The organism is Lachnoanaerobaculum saburreum DSM 3986, assembly GCF_000185385.1.
Lineage (GTDB): Bacteria > Bacillota > Clostridia > Lachnospirales > Lachnospiraceae > Lachnoanaerobaculum > Lachnoanaerobaculum saburreum.
Genome location: NZ_GL622296.1, coordinates 611,068 through 627,940 on the forward strand (window position 1 = coordinate 611,068; position 16,873 = coordinate 627,940).

At 35.8% G+C, this 16,873-nt stretch carries 15 protein-coding genes; 14 read left to right on the forward strand and 1 reads right to left on the reverse strand.

Annotated elements, in window-relative coordinates:
• Positions 1-149 precede the first annotated feature (149 nt).
• From HMPREF0381_RS02950 to fucO, 8 genes are read left to right on the forward strand one after another with little or no spacing between them, the layout of a single operon-like run.
• Positions 150-1,562, forward strand: a complete 1,413-nt coding sequence (locus tag HMPREF0381_RS02950; RefSeq protein ID WP_008750383.1) for a rhamnulokinase — start codon at positions 150-152, stop codon at positions 1,560-1,562.
• A gap of 10 nt (positions 1,563-1,572) precedes the next feature.
• On the forward strand, positions 1,573-3,354 hold the full coding sequence (locus HMPREF0381_RS02955; protein WP_008750384.1) for an L-fucose isomerase: 1,782 nt from the start codon (positions 1,573-1,575) through the stop codon (positions 3,352-3,354).
• A 54-nt stretch (positions 3,355-3,408) separates the two neighbouring features.
• Positions 3,409-4,068 (forward strand): L-fuculose-phosphate aldolase, encoded by a 660-nt coding sequence (locus tag HMPREF0381_RS02960; protein ID WP_008750385.1) that lies wholly within the window; start codon positions 3,409-3,411, stop codon positions 4,066-4,068.
• 12 nt (positions 4,069-4,080) lie between these two features.
• Positions 4,081-5,580, forward strand: a complete 1,500-nt coding sequence (locus HMPREF0381_RS02965) for a sugar ABC transporter ATP-binding protein (protein ID WP_008750386.1) — start codon at positions 4,081-4,083, stop codon at positions 5,578-5,580.
• Positions 5,580-6,554 (forward strand): ABC transporter permease, encoded by a 975-nt coding sequence (locus HMPREF0381_RS02970; protein ID WP_008750387.1) that lies wholly within the window; start codon positions 5,580-5,582, stop codon positions 6,552-6,554. The genes HMPREF0381_RS02965 and HMPREF0381_RS02970 overlap by 1 nt, the downstream gene beginning before the upstream one ends.
• Before the next feature lie 13 nt (positions 6,555-6,567).
• Positions 6,568-7,689: an ABC transporter substrate-binding protein gene (locus HMPREF0381_RS02975; RefSeq protein ID WP_008750388.1), complete on the forward strand. Its 1,122-nt coding sequence runs from the start codon at positions 6,568-6,570 to the stop codon at positions 7,687-7,689.
• Positions 7,690-7,697: 8 nt separating this feature from the next.
• On the forward strand, positions 7,698-8,129 hold the full coding sequence (locus HMPREF0381_RS02980) for an RbsD/FucU family protein (RefSeq protein WP_008750389.1): 432 nt from the start codon (positions 7,698-7,700) through the stop codon (positions 8,127-8,129).
• A gap of 20 nt (positions 8,130-8,149) precedes the next feature.
• The gene (gene fucO, locus HMPREF0381_RS02985) at positions 8,150-9,298 is read left to right on the forward strand and encodes a lactaldehyde reductase (protein ID WP_008750390.1); all 1,149 of its coding nucleotides are present in this window, start codon (positions 8,150-8,152) and stop codon (positions 9,296-9,298) included.
• A 71-nt stretch (positions 9,299-9,369) separates the two neighbouring features.
• On the opposite strand, the gene HMPREF0381_RS02990 is transcribed toward fucO, so the two are convergent.
• Entirely contained in the window at positions 9,370-10,752 is a 1,383-nt protein-coding gene (locus tag HMPREF0381_RS02990) for an APC family permease (RefSeq protein WP_008750391.1), read from the reverse strand.
• Between the two features lie 221 nt (positions 10,753-10,973).
• On the opposite strand from HMPREF0381_RS02990, the gene HMPREF0381_RS02995 reads away from it, so the two are divergent.
• From HMPREF0381_RS02995 to HMPREF0381_RS03025, 6 genes are all read left to right on the forward strand, one after another.
• Complete coding sequence (locus HMPREF0381_RS02995; RefSeq protein ID WP_008750392.1) at positions 10,974-12,290, forward strand: YARHG domain-containing protein; 1,317 nt, start codon at positions 10,974-10,976, stop codon at positions 12,288-12,290.
• Positions 12,291-12,301: 11 nt separating this feature from the next.
• The gene (locus HMPREF0381_RS03000) at positions 12,302-13,291 is read left to right on the forward strand and encodes a YARHG domain-containing protein (protein ID WP_008750393.1); all 990 of its coding nucleotides are present in this window, start codon (positions 12,302-12,304) and stop codon (positions 13,289-13,291) included.
• Between the two features lie 58 nt (positions 13,292-13,349).
• On the forward strand, positions 13,350-13,805 hold the full coding sequence (locus HMPREF0381_RS15265) for an OTU domain-containing protein (protein ID WP_008750394.1): 456 nt from the start codon (positions 13,350-13,352) through the stop codon (positions 13,803-13,805).
• Between the two features lie 156 nt (positions 13,806-13,961).
• Positions 13,962-14,606 (forward strand): hypothetical protein, encoded by a 645-nt coding sequence (locus HMPREF0381_RS03015; RefSeq protein ID WP_242824384.1) that lies wholly within the window; start codon positions 13,962-13,964, stop codon positions 14,604-14,606.
• Positions 14,607-14,749: 143 nt separating this feature from the next.
• The gene (locus HMPREF0381_RS03020; RefSeq protein ID WP_008750396.1) at positions 14,750-15,409 is read left to right on the forward strand and encodes a hypothetical protein; all 660 of its coding nucleotides are present in this window, start codon (positions 14,750-14,752) and stop codon (positions 15,407-15,409) included.
• A gap of 481 nt (positions 15,410-15,890) precedes the next feature.
• A complete protein-coding gene (locus HMPREF0381_RS03025) occupies positions 15,891-16,562 on the forward strand; it encodes a hypothetical protein (protein WP_008750397.1) in 672 nt (223 codons plus the stop codon).
• Positions 16,563-16,873 lie beyond the last annotated feature (311 nt).

The following is a 16,873-nucleotide window of genomic DNA, read 5'->3' on the forward strand; positions in this document are numbered from 1 at the left end:
GATATATTGTATTTACTGAAAAATATTTTCGATAGTGCTTTAGAGATATGAAATAGAAACCAAAATAAAGTTATTGAGCTTTAATTTTTTGATAAACGGATGAAATATTTCTAAAGCATTACCAATTTATTGTTGAAAGTTGGTGAAGTATGAACAAAGTATTGGCTTTTGATATGGGAGCAACTTCCATCAGAGGTATTGTCGGATATATTGAGGGAGGAAAGCTTATAACAGAGGAAGTTATGAGAATGTCTCACAGTATAAAAAATAAAAACGGCAGACTGTATTGGGACTTTGATACGATTTTAAATAAGATAGCGGATACAATTATTGAGAACAAAGATGTGTCATGTATAGGTATTGATACATGGGGGGTTGACTTTGGAGTACTTGATAAGAACGGAGAACTTATAGATACTCCGTTTTCCTATAGAGATGAGAAGTATTCTATAGGGAGAGAAGCAGCCAAAGAAAAAATGAGCGAGCTTGAAATATTTAAAAACAGCGGCAATCAGATAATGACTATAAATACAGTATTTCAGCTTCTCACACTTAAAAAGCTGAACCCTGATATATATGAAAAAGCGGATAAGATGCTTATGATGCCGGATTTAATCTTTTATATGCTTACAGGTAAGAAGATAGGTGAAGAAACTATCTGGTCTACAACGGGGCTTTATGATATGGGACAGAGAAAGGTTTCAGATACTATATTTGAAAAACTTGAACTTAAAAAGAGTTTGGTTCCTGAAATTGTAAAAGCTACAGAGGCGATCGGCAGTACAAGGGATTCAAAGATAGAGGCACTAAGAAGTCTTGATATTGATGTGATACCTGTATGTACACATGATACTGCAAGTGCACTTTTAATGACAGACAGTTTCCTTGACGAGGACAGTATGTTTTTAAGTTGCGGTACATGGTCATTGATAGGAAGTGCAGTGGATAAATGTATCATAAATGATAAAGCATATGAGAACAATCTGACAAATGAACTTGGGTTTAACTCAAAGCCTATGTTCTTTAAAAATATCACAGGTCTTTATCTGCTTGAAAAATATAAATCACAGCTTGAAAAAAAGCTTGACAGAAAAATTTCATTTGATGAAATAAGCGATTATGTAAAATGCTTGGATAAGAATCTTCCGCTTATAGATATGGATGCTGAAGTTTTTGCAAGAGAAAGTATTGATGTAAAGACTGAAATAGATAAATTTATTGAAAATAACGGAGATAAGATTCCACAAGATGACTTTGACTACTTTGCAATTATATATGAGAGCATGGTAGATAAGTATATTGAAGTGAAATCCGATATAGAAAAGATTTTAAATAAGAGTTTTAAGAAAATTCATATCATCGGGGGCGGTGCAAAGTCAAGCGTACTTACATCTATGATTGCAGATAAAATGTGGGTAGAGGTAAAGGCGGGACCTTATGAGAGTTCAGCCCTTGGAAATATACTTCTTTCATTACTACATTTGAAGGAAGTGAAAGACTTAAAAAACGGTATTGAATTGATCTTAGGATCATGTGAGATAAAAAGAATAGATTCAAAATAAGGAGGGAAATATGAATCATCCAAAGATAGGAATCAGACCTACAATCGACGGCAGATGGGGCGGCGTTAGAGAGTCCCTTGAAGAACAGACAATGAACATGGCAAAAAGAGCGGCTAAGCTTATAGAAGATAACCTCAGATATCCTGACGGAGAAAAGGTGGAAGTGGTTATTTCACCTACAACTATAGGAGGCGGTGCAGAAGCTGCCGTCTGTGAAGAGTTTTTTGCAAATCAGAATGTAATAGGAACTCTTACAGTTACACCATGCTGGTGCTATGGAACAGAAACAATGGATTTGAACCCTAATACAATAAAGGCTGTATGGGGATTTAACGGAACAGAAAGACCGGGTGCGGTTTATCTTGCGGCAGTTATGGCGGCATATGCACAGAGAGGACTTCCGGCATTCTCAATCTATGGAACGGAAGTTCAGGATAAGGATGATGAAAGTATTACTCCTGATGTTGCAAAGAAGATTTTAGACTTTGCAAGAGGTGCTGTTTCAGTCGGAATTATGAAAAATCAGTCCTATGTAAATATCGGTGCGGTATCCATGGGTATTGCAGGAAGTGTGGTAAATGTAGACTTTTTACAGAAGTATCTCGGAATGAGAACCGAGTGGGTTGATATGACAGAGGTTCTTAGAAGAATCACACTTGGAATATATGATCCGGAAGAGTTTGAAAGAGCTTTTGCATGGGTAAAGGAATACTGCAAAGAAGGTATGGATATCAATGCAGGTAAGGACTTCCCTGAGATTATAAAGAGGTCAAGATATATTAAGGATGACGAGCAGTGGGCTTTTTGTGTAAAGCATGCAATGGTGGTAAGAGATATCTTAGAAGGAAATCCGAAGCTTGCCAAGCTTGGTTGGCATGAGGAATCACTTGGAAGAAACGGTATCGCGGGCGGATTCCAGGGACAGAGAATGTGGACAGACTGGCTTCCAAATGCAGACTTTACAGAGGCTGTTATGGCTTCAGGATTTAACTGGAACGGTAAGAAGATGCCTACTCCGTTTGCAACGGAGAATGATACATTAAACGGTATTGCTATGATGTTCGGATGGCTTTCTACAGGAAAGGCTCCAATCTTCTCAGATGTAAGAACATACTGGTCACCGGATGCTGTAAAGAGAGTAAGCGGTAAGGAACTTAGCGGATATGCTAAGAACGGTATTATCCACCTTATCAACTCAGGTGCGAGCTGTCTTGATGCAAGTGCTGCCGCTAAGGATGAGAACGGCAACGGAACTATGAAAGAGTGGTGGAATCTTAGTGATGAGGATATCAAAGCTTGCTGTGAAGCTACAGACTGGTGCAGAGCCGATTATGAGTACTTTAGAGGCGGCGGTTTCTCATCACATTTTAAGACATCGGCAGAGATGCCTGTAACAATGATCAGAGTAAATATTGTTGAGGGTGTAGGACCTACACTTCAGGTAATAGAAGGACATACCTGTGTACTTGATGAAGATGTACATAGAATACTTGACGAGAGAACAAGCAAGACTTGGCCAACAACATGGTTTGCTCCGAAGATCGGCGTAGGTGCGGCAGATTCAGTATACAATGTTATGGCAAAATGGGGTGCAAACCATGGTGCAACGGTAGAAGGACATGTAGGAGACAGACTTCTTACACTTGCTTCAATGCTTAGAATACCTGTAGCATTCCACAATGTAGAGGAAGAGAGAATATTCAGACCTCATTCATTTAACGGATTCGGAACAGCCGACTTAGAGGGACAGGACTACAGAGCATGTGCTTACTATGGTCCGCTTTATAAATAAAAATCAAATACAGGAGGGCAGTACATGCCCTCTTTATAGTAAAGGGGAAAGATTATGTTGATGGAGAAGGAAAGACTGCTTTTAATAGAGTACGGAAAGAAATTGGTAGAAGCAGGTCTTACCAAGGGTACAGGCGGTAACTTAAGTATATTTGACAGAAAAAACGGACATGTAGCAATCACTCCTTCAGGAATAGACTTCTTTGAGATACAGCCTGAGGATATCGTTATCATAGATGTGGACGGAAATATAATAGAAGGAAACAGAGTACCGTCATCAGAGTGGGCAATGCATGTAATGCCGTATAAGTATAGATATGATATTGATGCCGTAATTCATGCACATACAATGTATGCAACAGTTATGGCATGCTTAAGAGAAGACTTGCCTGCAACACATTATATGATTGCAGTGGCAGGTGAGAATGTAAGAGTGGCTAAATATGCCACATACGGAAGCCCGGAATTAGCTAAGAACGCTTTTGAAGCTATGAAAGACAGAAAAGCCGTTATACTGGCAAACCATGGAATACTTGCAGGTGCAAATGATCTGCTTAACGCATTCAATATAATAGAAGAAGTTGAGTACTGTGCAGAGGTTTATACTAAAGCAAAGGCAATCGGAGAGCCTGTAATATTGCCTCATGAAGAGATGACTTTGATGGCGGAAAAATTTAAAACATATGGTCAGAGGGTAAGTGTTAAAGAAAAATAGGAGGGAGATTTTATGTCAGCATTACTCACAATGAAAAATATAAAAAAATCTTTCTCCGGTGTTGCAGCACTGAAAAATGCCGAACTTGAACTTAATAAGAGTGAGGTGGTGGCACTGATGGGTGAAAACGGTGCCGGAAAGTCCACTCTTATGAAGATTTTAACAGGTATATACTCTAAAGATGAAGGTACGGTCACCTTTGAAGGAAAAGAGGTGGAGTATAAGTCGGTATCGGAATCTGAAGAGGCGGGTATTGCAATAGTTCATCAAGAGCTGAATATGATGAATGATTTGACAGTAGCACAGAATCTTTTTATCGGTAAGGAAAGAAAAAAAGGTTTCTTTATAGATGATGCAAAGATGGCGGAAGATGCAAAGGAGCTGTTTAAAAAGCTTAATGTGGATATAAATCCTAATGTAAAGATAGGAAACCTGACTGTAGGAAAGCAGCAGATGGTCGAGATTGCAAAAGCTATTTCAACCAATGCAAAAGTGATTGTATTTGATGAGCCTACAGCAGCTCTTACAGACTCTGAGATTGAGGAGCTTTTCAAAGTTATAAACGATCTTAAGGCTAAAGGCACAGGAATAATATATATTTCACATAGAATGGATGAAATCAATGTTATCTCAGACAAGGTTATTGTTATGAGAGACGGAGAATATGTAGGAACTTTGGTGACTAAGGAATGTACCAAGGATGATATCATAAAGATGATGGTCGGAAGAACTGTATTTATGGATCCGAAGACCAAATCCGATGTCGGTGCCGATGCGGAAGTTGTTCTTAAATGTGAAAATCTGAACAGAGGAAAGCATGTAAAGGATGTTTCCTTTGAACTTAGAAAAGGTGAAATACTCGGATTTTCAGGACTGATGGGTGCAGGAAGAACTGAAGTTGCAAGACTTATATTCGGAGCGGATCCTATGGATTCGGGGAAAATTTTTATACATGGCAGGGAAGTCAGTATAAAATCCACTAAAGATGCCGTGAATGCCGGTATCGGATATCTGTCAGAGGACAGAAAGAGATTCGGTCTGCTTGTAGATAAGTCGGTAGAAGAAAATACAACACTTTCTTCACTGGAAAAGTTTACAAAAGGACTGTTTATAGACGGAGGAAAGGAAAAAACTGTCAGTGAAAAGTATGTTCAGGAATTGAAGACCAAGACACCGAATGTAAAGCAGATTATAAAGAAACTTTCAGGCGGTAATCAGCAGAAGGTAGTTATAGCAAAGTGGCTTGTAAAGGATTCTGAGATACTTATATTTGATGAGCCTACAAGAGGTATTGATGTAGGTGCAAAGAGTGAAATATATGATTTGATGGAAAGATTGGTTAAAGAAGGCAAATCTATTATAATGATTTCTTCAGAGTTACCTGAAGTGCTTAGAATGAGTGACAGGGTCATTGTAATGTGTGAGGGCAGAATAACAGGATGCCTTGATATATCTGAGGCCAGTCAGGAGGGAATCATGACATGTGCAACAAATAGACAGGGGGCAAAATAATGAACTTAAAAAAGATTTTTTCAAACCAGCAGGCGGTAGTTATTGCTGCACTGGTATTGATATGTATAGTTTTTTCATTACTGACAAACAAGTTCTTACAACCTACAACATTTACCAATATTTCAAAGTCGGCATACTATGTAGCATTTATGGCAATCGGAGTTACCTTTGTTATCGCTACAGGAGGAATTGACCTGTCAATAGGTACGGTAGCTATATGTTCCGCACTTATAGGCGGAACCTTTATGGAAAAGGGAACACCGATGTTTATTGTCATTTTGATAATGCTTGCGGTAGGTGGAATCTTCGGACTTATAAACGGTATTTTGGTATCACATTTTGAACTGCCGGCATTTATAGCCACTCTCGGAACTATGATGGTATCAAGAGGACTTGGTTCAATAGTGTCACAGACAAAGACAATCTCATTTCCACAGGGAAACAGTGCAGGTGCATGGTTTAGAGAGATATTTATGGTGACAAAAGACGGTGGCGTGCTGCCGAAGAACTTTCCTACAGGATTTATACTTTTAGCGGTATGTGCTGTAGTAATGGCAATAGTGCTTAATAAGACAAGACTTGGAAGATATATACTTTCAATCGGCTCAAATAAAGAAGCTACCAGACTTTCAGGTATTGATGTAAAGAAATATGAGACTTTGGCATATGTGTTCTCAGGTCTGTTTGCGGCACTTGCAGGACTTGCATATGTAGCGGTATTCTCAACAGCACAGCCGAATACAGGTAACGGATTTGAGCTTGATGCTATCGCAGGTGTAGTTATCGGCGGTACATCACTTTCAGGCGGTGTAGGTTCAATAGTAGGAACCATAATCGGTGTATTTATTATGACAGTACTTAAGATCGGTTTCCCATATATCGGAGTACAGTCACACTATCAGCTCTTTATCACAGGAATCATATTGGTATTCGCTGTGTATATGGATATCTTAAATAGAAAAAGAAAGGGTTAATAAGGAGGAAATTATGAAGAAGAGATTTTTGGCAGTTGCAGTAGCAGGTTTGATGGCAATATCACTTGCAGGATGTGGAGGCGGCTCAAACAGCGGTTCAAGTGAGGCTGATAAGACCACAGCGGCAGCAGCGGACAGTTCAAAGGCAGATGCTTCAAAGACAGAGGCGAGTGCAGGCGGAAAGAAGATCAATGTTATTGCAAAGGGATTCCAGCATCAATTCTGGAAGGCTGTAGAAAAGGGAGCAATGCAGGCAGGTACTGAATTAGGTGCAGAAGTAACTTTCCAGGGACCTGACAATGAGTCTGCAATTGCACAGCAGATTGAGTACTTGGATGCGGCAATTGCACAAAAACCGGCAGCTATATGCTTTGCGGCACTTGATACACAGGCAAGCTTAGGTTCAATTCAGACAGCAATGGATGCAGGCATTCCGATTATCGGTTTTGATTCAGGTGTTCCTGATGCACCGGCAGGAGCAATCAAGGCAAATGCATCTACAAACAACTTAGAGGCGGGAAAACTGGCAGCTGATGAGACATACAAGCTTATCAAAGATAAGATTGACGGCGCTTCAGGTACAGTAAGAATCGGTGTTGTTGCACAGGAGTCAAACTCACAGTCAATTGTTGAGAGAACAAAGGGATTTGTTGAGGAGATGAAGAAGAATATCGGAGAAGATAAGGTTTCTGTAGAAGGACATGACAGCTTAAAGGCGGAAAAGAGCGGCGCTCCTGTAGTTATTGATGTAGGTATCCCGGCAGAAGTAAAGGATGCGGATGCGGCAGCGGTGGCATCGGCAATCTTAGAGAAGTCAGACCTTATTGCAATCTACGGTTCAAACGAGTTTGCAGCAAATGCAATCATTACAGCTAATGAAGGTCTTGATAAGATCGGTGACGGCAAAGTTGTTGCAGTAGGATTTGATGCAGGTAAGAAGCAGCTTCAAGCAATCAAAGACGGTTTATTTGCAGGCAGTGTAACACAGGATCCTGTTCAAATCGGATATAAGGCGGTAGAGCTTGCAGTAAAGGCTGCAAACGGTGAGAGTGTATCAGATGTTGATACAGGTGCATTATGGTATAACAAGGATAACATGGAAGATCCTAAGATTGCTCCATGTCTTTATGAATAGAGGCGTTTATGCTGAAAGGTATACCTAAAATAATTTCACCGGAACTTTTGAAATACCTTTGTGAAATGGGTCATTCTGACAGGCTTGTAATTGCGGACGGCAATTTCCCCACACATAGTGTGGGGAAGAATGCCCATATCATAAGGATGGACGGTCATGGAGTATGTGAGATACTTGATGCGATTTTGAAGCTTTTCCCGCTTGATACTTATGACGAACATCCGGTAAGAATAATGGAAAAGGTACCGGGAGATACTGTAGAAACACCTATTTGGGATGAGTTTAAGAAGATAGTGTCAAAATATGACAATAGAGAAGATATAATGGGTGGAATTGAAAGATTTCAGTTTTATGAGGAAGCAAGAAAAGCATATTTGATAATTGCCACATCGGAAGAAGCGCTGTATGGCAATATAATGTTACAAAAGGGCGTTGTATAACAAAATTAGGGGGATTCATTATGGCTAACAAAATTGTATTAAACGAGACATCTTATCATGGAAAGGGCGCAATCTTAAATGTTCCGGCAGAGGCAAAGCTTCGCGGATTTAAGAAGGCGTTTATCTGTTCGGATCCTGATCTTGTTAAGTTTAATGTAACAAAGAAGGTTACTGATTTACTTGATAAAGAGGGACTTGAGTATGAATTGTATTCCAATATCAAGGCAAATCCTACTATTGAGAATGTTCAAACCGGAGTGGAAGCTTTCAAAAAATCAGGAGCGGACTATATAATAGCTATCGGCGGAGGCTCATCTATGGATACCTCAAAGGCTGTCGGTATAATCATTGCAAATCCTGAGTTTGAAGATGTAAGAAGTCTTGAGGGACTTTCACCTACAAAGAATCCAAGCGTTCCGATATTTGCAATACCTACCACAGCAGGTACGGCGGCAGAGGTAACTATAAACTATGTTATTACAGATGTTGAGAAGAAAAGAAAATTTGTCTGTGTAGATGCACATGATATTCCTGTAGTGGCATTTGTAGATCCTGATATGATGTCAAGTATGCCGAAAGGGCTTACAGCATCAACGGGTATGGATGCACTTACACATGCTATAGAGGGATATACTACAAAGGGTGCTAATGTAATTACAGATATGTTTAACTTAAAGGCTATTGAGCTTATAGCAAAATCACTTCGCGGTGCGGTAGAAAACACTGCCGAGGGTAGAGAAGGTATGGCTGTAGGTCAGTATCTTACAGGAATGGGATTTTCAAACTGTGGACTTGGTATAGTTCATTCAATGGCACATGGGCTGGGTGCATTATATGATACACCTCATGGAGTGGCAAATGCTATCATCCTTCCTACAGTTATGGAATATAATGCAGATGCGGTCGGCGAGAAACTCAGAGATGTAGCTAAGGCTATGGGAGTGGAAGGCACAGAGAAAATGAGCGAAGCGGAGTATAAAAAGGCTGCTGTGGATGCTGTAAAGAAGCTTTCAGAGGATGTAGGTATTCCGAAGGATTTGAAAGAAATTGTAAAACCTGAGGATGTGGACTTCTTGTCACAGTCGGCTATGGATGATGCTTGCAGACCGGGCAATCCGAGAGATCCGAAGTTTGAAGAGATTAAAGAATTATTCTTAAGTTTGATGTAATTGATATCTTCTATATTATTTTAAAGCAAAGGGCATAGTAATGCCCTTTGCTTTACTTATTACAATGTTATTTACCTATGTTTTGTGCTTGAGATTATATAGCAGACAATACCAAGCAGTATCCATAATGCTGCGATTATAAGTTCTTCTTTAGAAAATCCTGACGGTAATCCGGGCAAATAAAGTATAAGCATAGCACCGGTCAAAATAACCGCCATGGTTCCTACAAGTTTTGGGAATCTGACCTTGTAAGGTCTTTTCATATCAGGTTCATTTTTCCGCAGAAGAATAAAAGAGAGTGCAACAAAAAAGTATGCAAGTACAGCACCGAAACTTCCTACATTTGTAAGCCATGTAAGCATTTGATGTCCGAAGAACGGAGCCGTCATTGAAAGTACACCTATAAAAATTATTGAAATATAAGGTGTTTTATATTTTTTATGTAGCTTTGAAAAAACTCCCGGTATAAGATTGATTTGAGATAAGGCAAATATGGCTCTGCTTCCACCTATAAAAAAAGAATTCCAACTGCTGAGTATACCGGCAACACCTCCGATTATAACAATATCCGCCGCAACTTTTTGATTATTACAAAGTTTTCTCATAGCATCTGCTGTCACAAGTTTTGCTGAAAGCATTTCATCGGCATTCATAGCAAGTGAGACGGCAAAAATTATCGCAATATACCAAACTGCCGCCATAGCAATAGAAAAAATCATTATCTTTCCGACTTTTTTGAACGGAACATTGATCTCCTCTGCGGCCTGCGGTATTACACCGAATCCCAAAAACATAAAAGGTGTCATTACCGTAACACTTAAAATCCCTTTATAGCCGTCTTCAAATAAGGGATTCATGTTATTTACATTTCCCTTTGCAACAGATAGGGCAATCAAAGCAACACCTATAAGTGCAATTATATATGTCAACAGATTTTGCACCTTTGCAACCGCTTCCACACCCCTGATATTTAACACGGTAATTATAAGTGCTGAGGCCGAACCGACGGCAACCCAGGATGCATGCACATCAAAGCCTGCTATAGTATACATATATCCCTTCATCATATGCGGAAATATATATTGCAATACTGAAGGCAGGGCGCAGGCTTCAAAAGCTACAACACCTATATAACTTAATATAATTCCCCAAGTGCAAATAAACGATCCTGTCTTGCCCATTGCTCTCATGCTGAATTGCTGTTCTCCTCCTGTAAAAGGCATTGCACTTGTAAGCTCCGCATAAACCAATCCCTCAAATATAATCATACAGGCGGCTATCAAAAAAGATATCATAGCTCCTAAAGACCCTGCACTGTTTACCCATGAACCTACCAACACTACCCAGCCCCAGCCAATCATTGCACCGAAAGCTATTGCAAAAACATCCCTTTCTTTTAAAATCCTGTCAAACCGATTTACTTCACTGTCAATGACTTTCTTTTCATTATTCACGATTACCTCCAATAACTGAATATTCAACCAAATATTTTAATTGTTTCAAAAGATTTATATAAGATAACTGACTACAATTATAATATCAATAAATTTTAATATAAGCAATACCGATATCAAATATATGGCTCCGGAAATAAAAAATGCCTAAAGATTGTTTCTTATTTTTTATAGTTTCTAAGTAAAATCTATGGTGGTGAATAATTCAGGATAAGAGTATAATGTTATATGAAGATGGTCATATGGCAAAGTCTGAAAAAATACAAGGTGAAGATGGGAAAATATATGATATTGATGAAAATAGAGTTTGCAGTAATAACTCTAATTCAGCAGAAGATGAATGGAATAGAAAGATAGACAATTTTATAAATATTGCACTTAATGAAAGAGTTGAGAACACCGGTTTTATTGAGAATCAAGTAAAGAAAATGAAAAGAAAAAGGAGAATTGGATGTATTTTGATGGATTTTGCAACAATGGAGGTGCTGATTATTGAGATATACCAAATAGCTCATCATGGAGAGGAGGAGAAAGTGAAATATAAAAAATTATATATAGTTTTTATAATACTTTTAATATTGTGTCTTAGTTGTGGATGTAGGACAAATTTACATGCAAAGGGAGAAAGGTTTATTGATTACAATGATGGTGTGGAAACGCTTTCTAATGAAGAGGCTATAAATCTTGTAAAGGAAATCACAGCTTTTATGGATACCGGTATAGAAACCGGTGAAGATGTTGAAGGTTTGAACGGGGAGAACTTTGCCTATTTTAAGAACAAAGAAGATGAAAACACCTTGGAAATATATCACAGAAATTATATAAAAGATTCTGCCTATGAATATTTGACGGGTATGTATAAAATTACCGGATTTAGAGAAAGAATGGGAAAAGCAAAAAAAAATCTTAACAGTGGTTATATCAGATATAAGTTAAACAGTACAGGAGATTTTTATATTTTGTCAAGAGAAGACAACGAGATATGTATTGAGGCGATTTTCAATAAGGACAGTAGTCTTGGAGAGGGTATGCCGGATACAGATAAGGGACAGATATTTCTCACTTTATGTGACGACAATAAATGGAGAATATCTAGGATTTCTCAATGGTATGATGATTTGGTATTCTATGAATTGGAGGAATATATAGACGAATTTTTTGACACTCAAAATAATATAAAAGAAGATTACGAAGCTTTTATTAAGGAATATGGGTATGATAAAAATGGAAATAAAATACCTATGCAGGTTTTGAGATATCTTCCAAAAGATGAAATTTTGATAAATAGTGGTTCCGGTTCGTTGGAAGAATTTGGTAATATGTACATATTAAGAATTCTTTCTAAGCTTGCAACACATTTAGTTTATGAAGAGATTTATGCAAGGCATGGGAAAATATATCCGAAATATTCCATAGAATATAATTATTTCAACGGATTGGACTGGTATAAAGAAAATAAAGAATTCAGTGAAAATGATTTAAGTGATATTGAAAGACATAATTTGGAGATTATAAAGGCACACTTGGAAGAATTTTAGGAGAAGAGAGTATGAAATATAAATTATTAAGCGTATTTTGTATAAGTTTTATATTACTTTTTGTATTTAAAGTCAAAACCGTTGCCATTGAAAATAAAGATAACAATTCTGAAATGAGTGATGAAAGAGTTATAGAGATTATTAAAGAAATTTCTGATTTTATGGACTCTAGAGAAAAACTTGGTGTTGAAATATCATATAGAGAGTCGGATGGATATCATGATTATTATTTTGAAAATCCTGAGGATGATGAAAAACTGTATATATATCATAGAGATTATATTAAGGATGAGGCATACCACTATCTGTGTAAGATGTATGATATAGGATTTTATAGGGGAAGGAACACACAGTCGGGAGAATCCAGAAGTGGATTAAGTAATTATATGTACTATAAAATTGATACAAATGGTAAGTTTTATTTAAAGAATAGAGATGAAAAAAATATATGTGTGCAAATACAATTTATAAAAAGTGAAATCTTAGCTGAGAATATGCCCCAAATCAGTGAGGGTGAGGTGTATTTTGAACTGTGTGAGGATAATAAATGGAGAATATCTAAAGTTTCTCAATGGCTTAATGATTTGGCATACTATGATTTGGGATATGAAATGAAGGTATTTTTTGATCCTGAATATAATTCACTACTCGAGTATGAGGAATTTATAGAAAAATACAGTTATGACTCAAAAGGTAATCGAATCAGTATGTATATAAGTACAGATGATAATGATGAGATTTTTCATGGAAGTGATACAGAACTTATTAGTGAATCATCAAATTTAGAAAAGCTGAAAAAACTTTCTAAGTTGGCGGCATGTATGGCTCGTGAAGAGATATATGCAAGACATGGAAAGATATACCCCAAGTTTAGTACGGAATTTAACTATTTTATAAGAAAAATATGGTATGAGAAAAATGAAAATTTCAGTGAGAATGATTTAAGTGATATTGAAAAAGAAAATATAAAGATAATTTCTGAATATATTAAAAGCTTTTAGCAGATATTTAGAAGTTGATTTGCTACTTAATGCAAGAAAAAATAATACATGGAGGTGTATGGTGAGAGCGGAACTTTTAGAAACAGTCGGTTTTGAGTTTATTGATATACAGGAATTTTATTCAGAACTTTTGCCTAATAAACATGGTAGGGCAATTATCGGAGGTACTATAAGTGGTGCGAACAAAGAAGAATACTTATCATCCGGAGGAAAGCTGACACAAATAATTACTAAAACTGATGAAGACAAGAGTATAGTGCTGTTTTGCAGAATTGTTACTTCCTGTAATATAAAAAGTAACGGAGATGTTCAATATATGACTCCAGGCTTGATGACACAAAGTATACTTATGGATGGGAAAAAGCATATAAGAACATTTCAAAATAAAGGAACTGATTACAGAGATATTATTGATATTATCATAGAAAATTATAATAACAGTGCATTTATAATGACTTCAGGTGATGATTTGATGACGGTACGAAAAAAGTTATATACGAAGATGATTTTTTAAACTTACCAATACTATTTAAAGATAATAGACTATAACTATTTATAGTCAAAAAATTTAAAGTTGCAGTAGTGTAGAAAATGCTTTTCAACACTATTGGCGGTGTGTATTGTAAAAATAACTGTTAACATTGAGCAGAGGCAAAAAATGGAGAGCTATATGCATAAAAAAATAAATGTGGCTATATTATTGATATCAATATGTTTAGTATTTATATTTATTTATGTAGAACATACAAATAGTAAAAGAAAGGAAAATGCATTGAGATATTATAATCAAATCATACCAATAATAACTTTGGCTGATGTATTAGATGCAGACTTAGAGTATAGTGACAATTATGGTAATAAAGGTATATTAAAAGGTAGAAAAGGAAATTTAACAAGAAGAGTGAGTGATGATATAATGGATTATATTACCAAGCAAAATAATCATATGTATGAATACAGAATAATAGAATCTGAAAGTATTTTGAAATATATAGGTAATTTTAATAATAATATGAAAAATATCAGAATCTCGAGAAGCGACATGAAAGATGGATGTATAGTTAAAAAGACAATATCTGAGGGAGAGGGATTGGGAGAGTTTCATGAGTGTAATGATTTAAGTGCATTGATTGATTATATGAGTAGTAAAACTGCTGATGGAGAGTATTTTATAGAAGTGTTGGATGTTATAGGAGTGAATGGGTCAGACATACTGGGTAGGATAGTATATATATTAGGCGACGGAACAGAGAAAGTTATGTATGAGAATGACACTTTAAATCTTGCTATGTTGTTTAAAGATAATAGTAGGTAATATTTGAATATTTATTTTGCTGATAACACAATTAAGTCATAGTATTTTAAGGGATAGTATTTTTAGTGTATATTAAGGACATGATAAAACAGTTTTGATTAAATATTACAATACTATGGAAATATTTTAGCTAAGGAGAATATATGAATGTGGTTGAGAAAAATAAACTTAAGATAATCCTAGTAATTACAAGTATATTAGCTTTAATGTTTATAGCGATAGTTGGCATAGAGTATTTTAATGAGAGAAGAAGAAATAAGGCACTTAAATATTATAATGAAATATCCACTATAGTAACTTTGGCAGATACACTGGGAACGGATTTGGAATGCAGTGATAATGCAGGGAAAAGTTGGGTGATTACGAATCAGAATGAAGACTTTACCGGCATAGTCAGCCGGGATATTGATGACTATATATCAGGGAAGAAAAGCAGTCTTTATAACTACAAAATTATAGAAAACGAAAATACACAGAAATATATAGATAATTTTAATGACAACATGAAGCATATAAGGATAAGTGGTGAGAATGGAGCTGAAAATCCTATTCCACCCAAGACTATATCTGAGGGAGAGGGGATGGAAGAGTTCAAAGAGATAAAGAATTTGGAGAAACTGGTAAATTATATGCATAAAGTAACGAAAAATGGTGAATACTATTTATATGCTCTTTCTTTGGTTGGCTTAGACGGATCGGGATTTAATGGTAGAATAACATATATATCAGATAATGGAGAAGAGAAAATATTGAGAGATTCAGGAAGGCTTAGCTTGTTTGATTTATTTGAGAATTGGGAGTAAAAGTTGTTACTTAAAAAGTTGATGAATTTTGTGAATGTTGTTTTATAGATAGGGAATATAAGCGGAAAAGAATAATATGTTCCGGCAGGAGCATTTTCAGGGGAAATGACAAGAAAAGGTATAAATATTTCGTTACAGACTGTTTATCCTGAATTATTCACCACAGTAGATTTTACTTAGAGACTACGCAAAATAAGGTGTTTATAAAAATATCTTATTTGTAAATAAGAAATTGCTATAAAAAAGGGCGTACTACTCCTATGTACTAAAAATCACTGTTTTATATTTGATTTTCAAGGCTCATAAGTTACCTTCATTCGCTATTCCAACTGCTGTGATAATTTCCTGATGTTTGGAATTGTTTCGTAAAACTCTTTCTTATAGAGTCAACTGCTACATAGCTTGAATATAGTATATGAGGCAAAATCAAATACTGATTTCCCTTCCTTAGATTTAAATTTTAAACAAAGAGGAGCTTTTGATGGGAGTATATAAAAATAGGAGACTTAATATATTTATTTTAGTATTTTCTTTAGTTATATTAGTTATTTTTATATTGTTATATTTTGAGTATAGTGCTGAAAAGAGAGAAGAAAAAGCTATGAGATATTACTATGAAATAATTCCGGTAATTAAATTATCCCATATTTTAGGGACAGACATTGAATGTAATGATGAGAAAGGAAATAAATGGATTATAAAAGCAGATGGAAATATGGAGAACATTGTATATGAATACACATTAGATTATATACATGGGAAAATTAGCTCTTTGGTCAGATATAGGATTATTGAAAATAAGAATACAAACAGATATATTAAAAACTTTAATGCTAATATGAGAAACATACGAATTTCCGGAATAGATGGCGTAGGAAATACAATATATCCTAAAACAATATCGGAGGGCGAAAGATTGGATAGTTTTACAGAGTGTAAAGATCTGAATGATCTGATTGAATATATGAAGAAAATAAGTAAAGATGGAGGATATTATATTGACGAATTGGATACCATAGGATTGGACGGTTCAAGCTTTGAAGGAAAGATTGTATATGATACAGGGAAAGGTTATGAAAAAGTAATAACAGAGTGTGGGTCAATTACTTTGAATCAATTATTTAAAAATGATTATAGTACAGATGGGTATTAATTTTTCAAGAATGTTTTATCTATGTAATATATAAAATGTTTTTGAGACTATTTATAAAAATGAAGGATTGGAAGAACTTCGGGAATTGAAAACTATATCATAAGCTTTCAAATATATGAATAAGCGAAATGATGGAAAATGTCTTATATATCAATGAACTTGATATGGTTGAGAGCAGATAGGAGATTTTATGTATGATTATGTAAATGGATCAGAGAAGATTTTAGAAGAATATAATATAATTGGGTTATTAGATTTGTTTAAAGACAGTTCTTTGAGGTAGATGATATATGGATTTAGAAGTCAAAAGA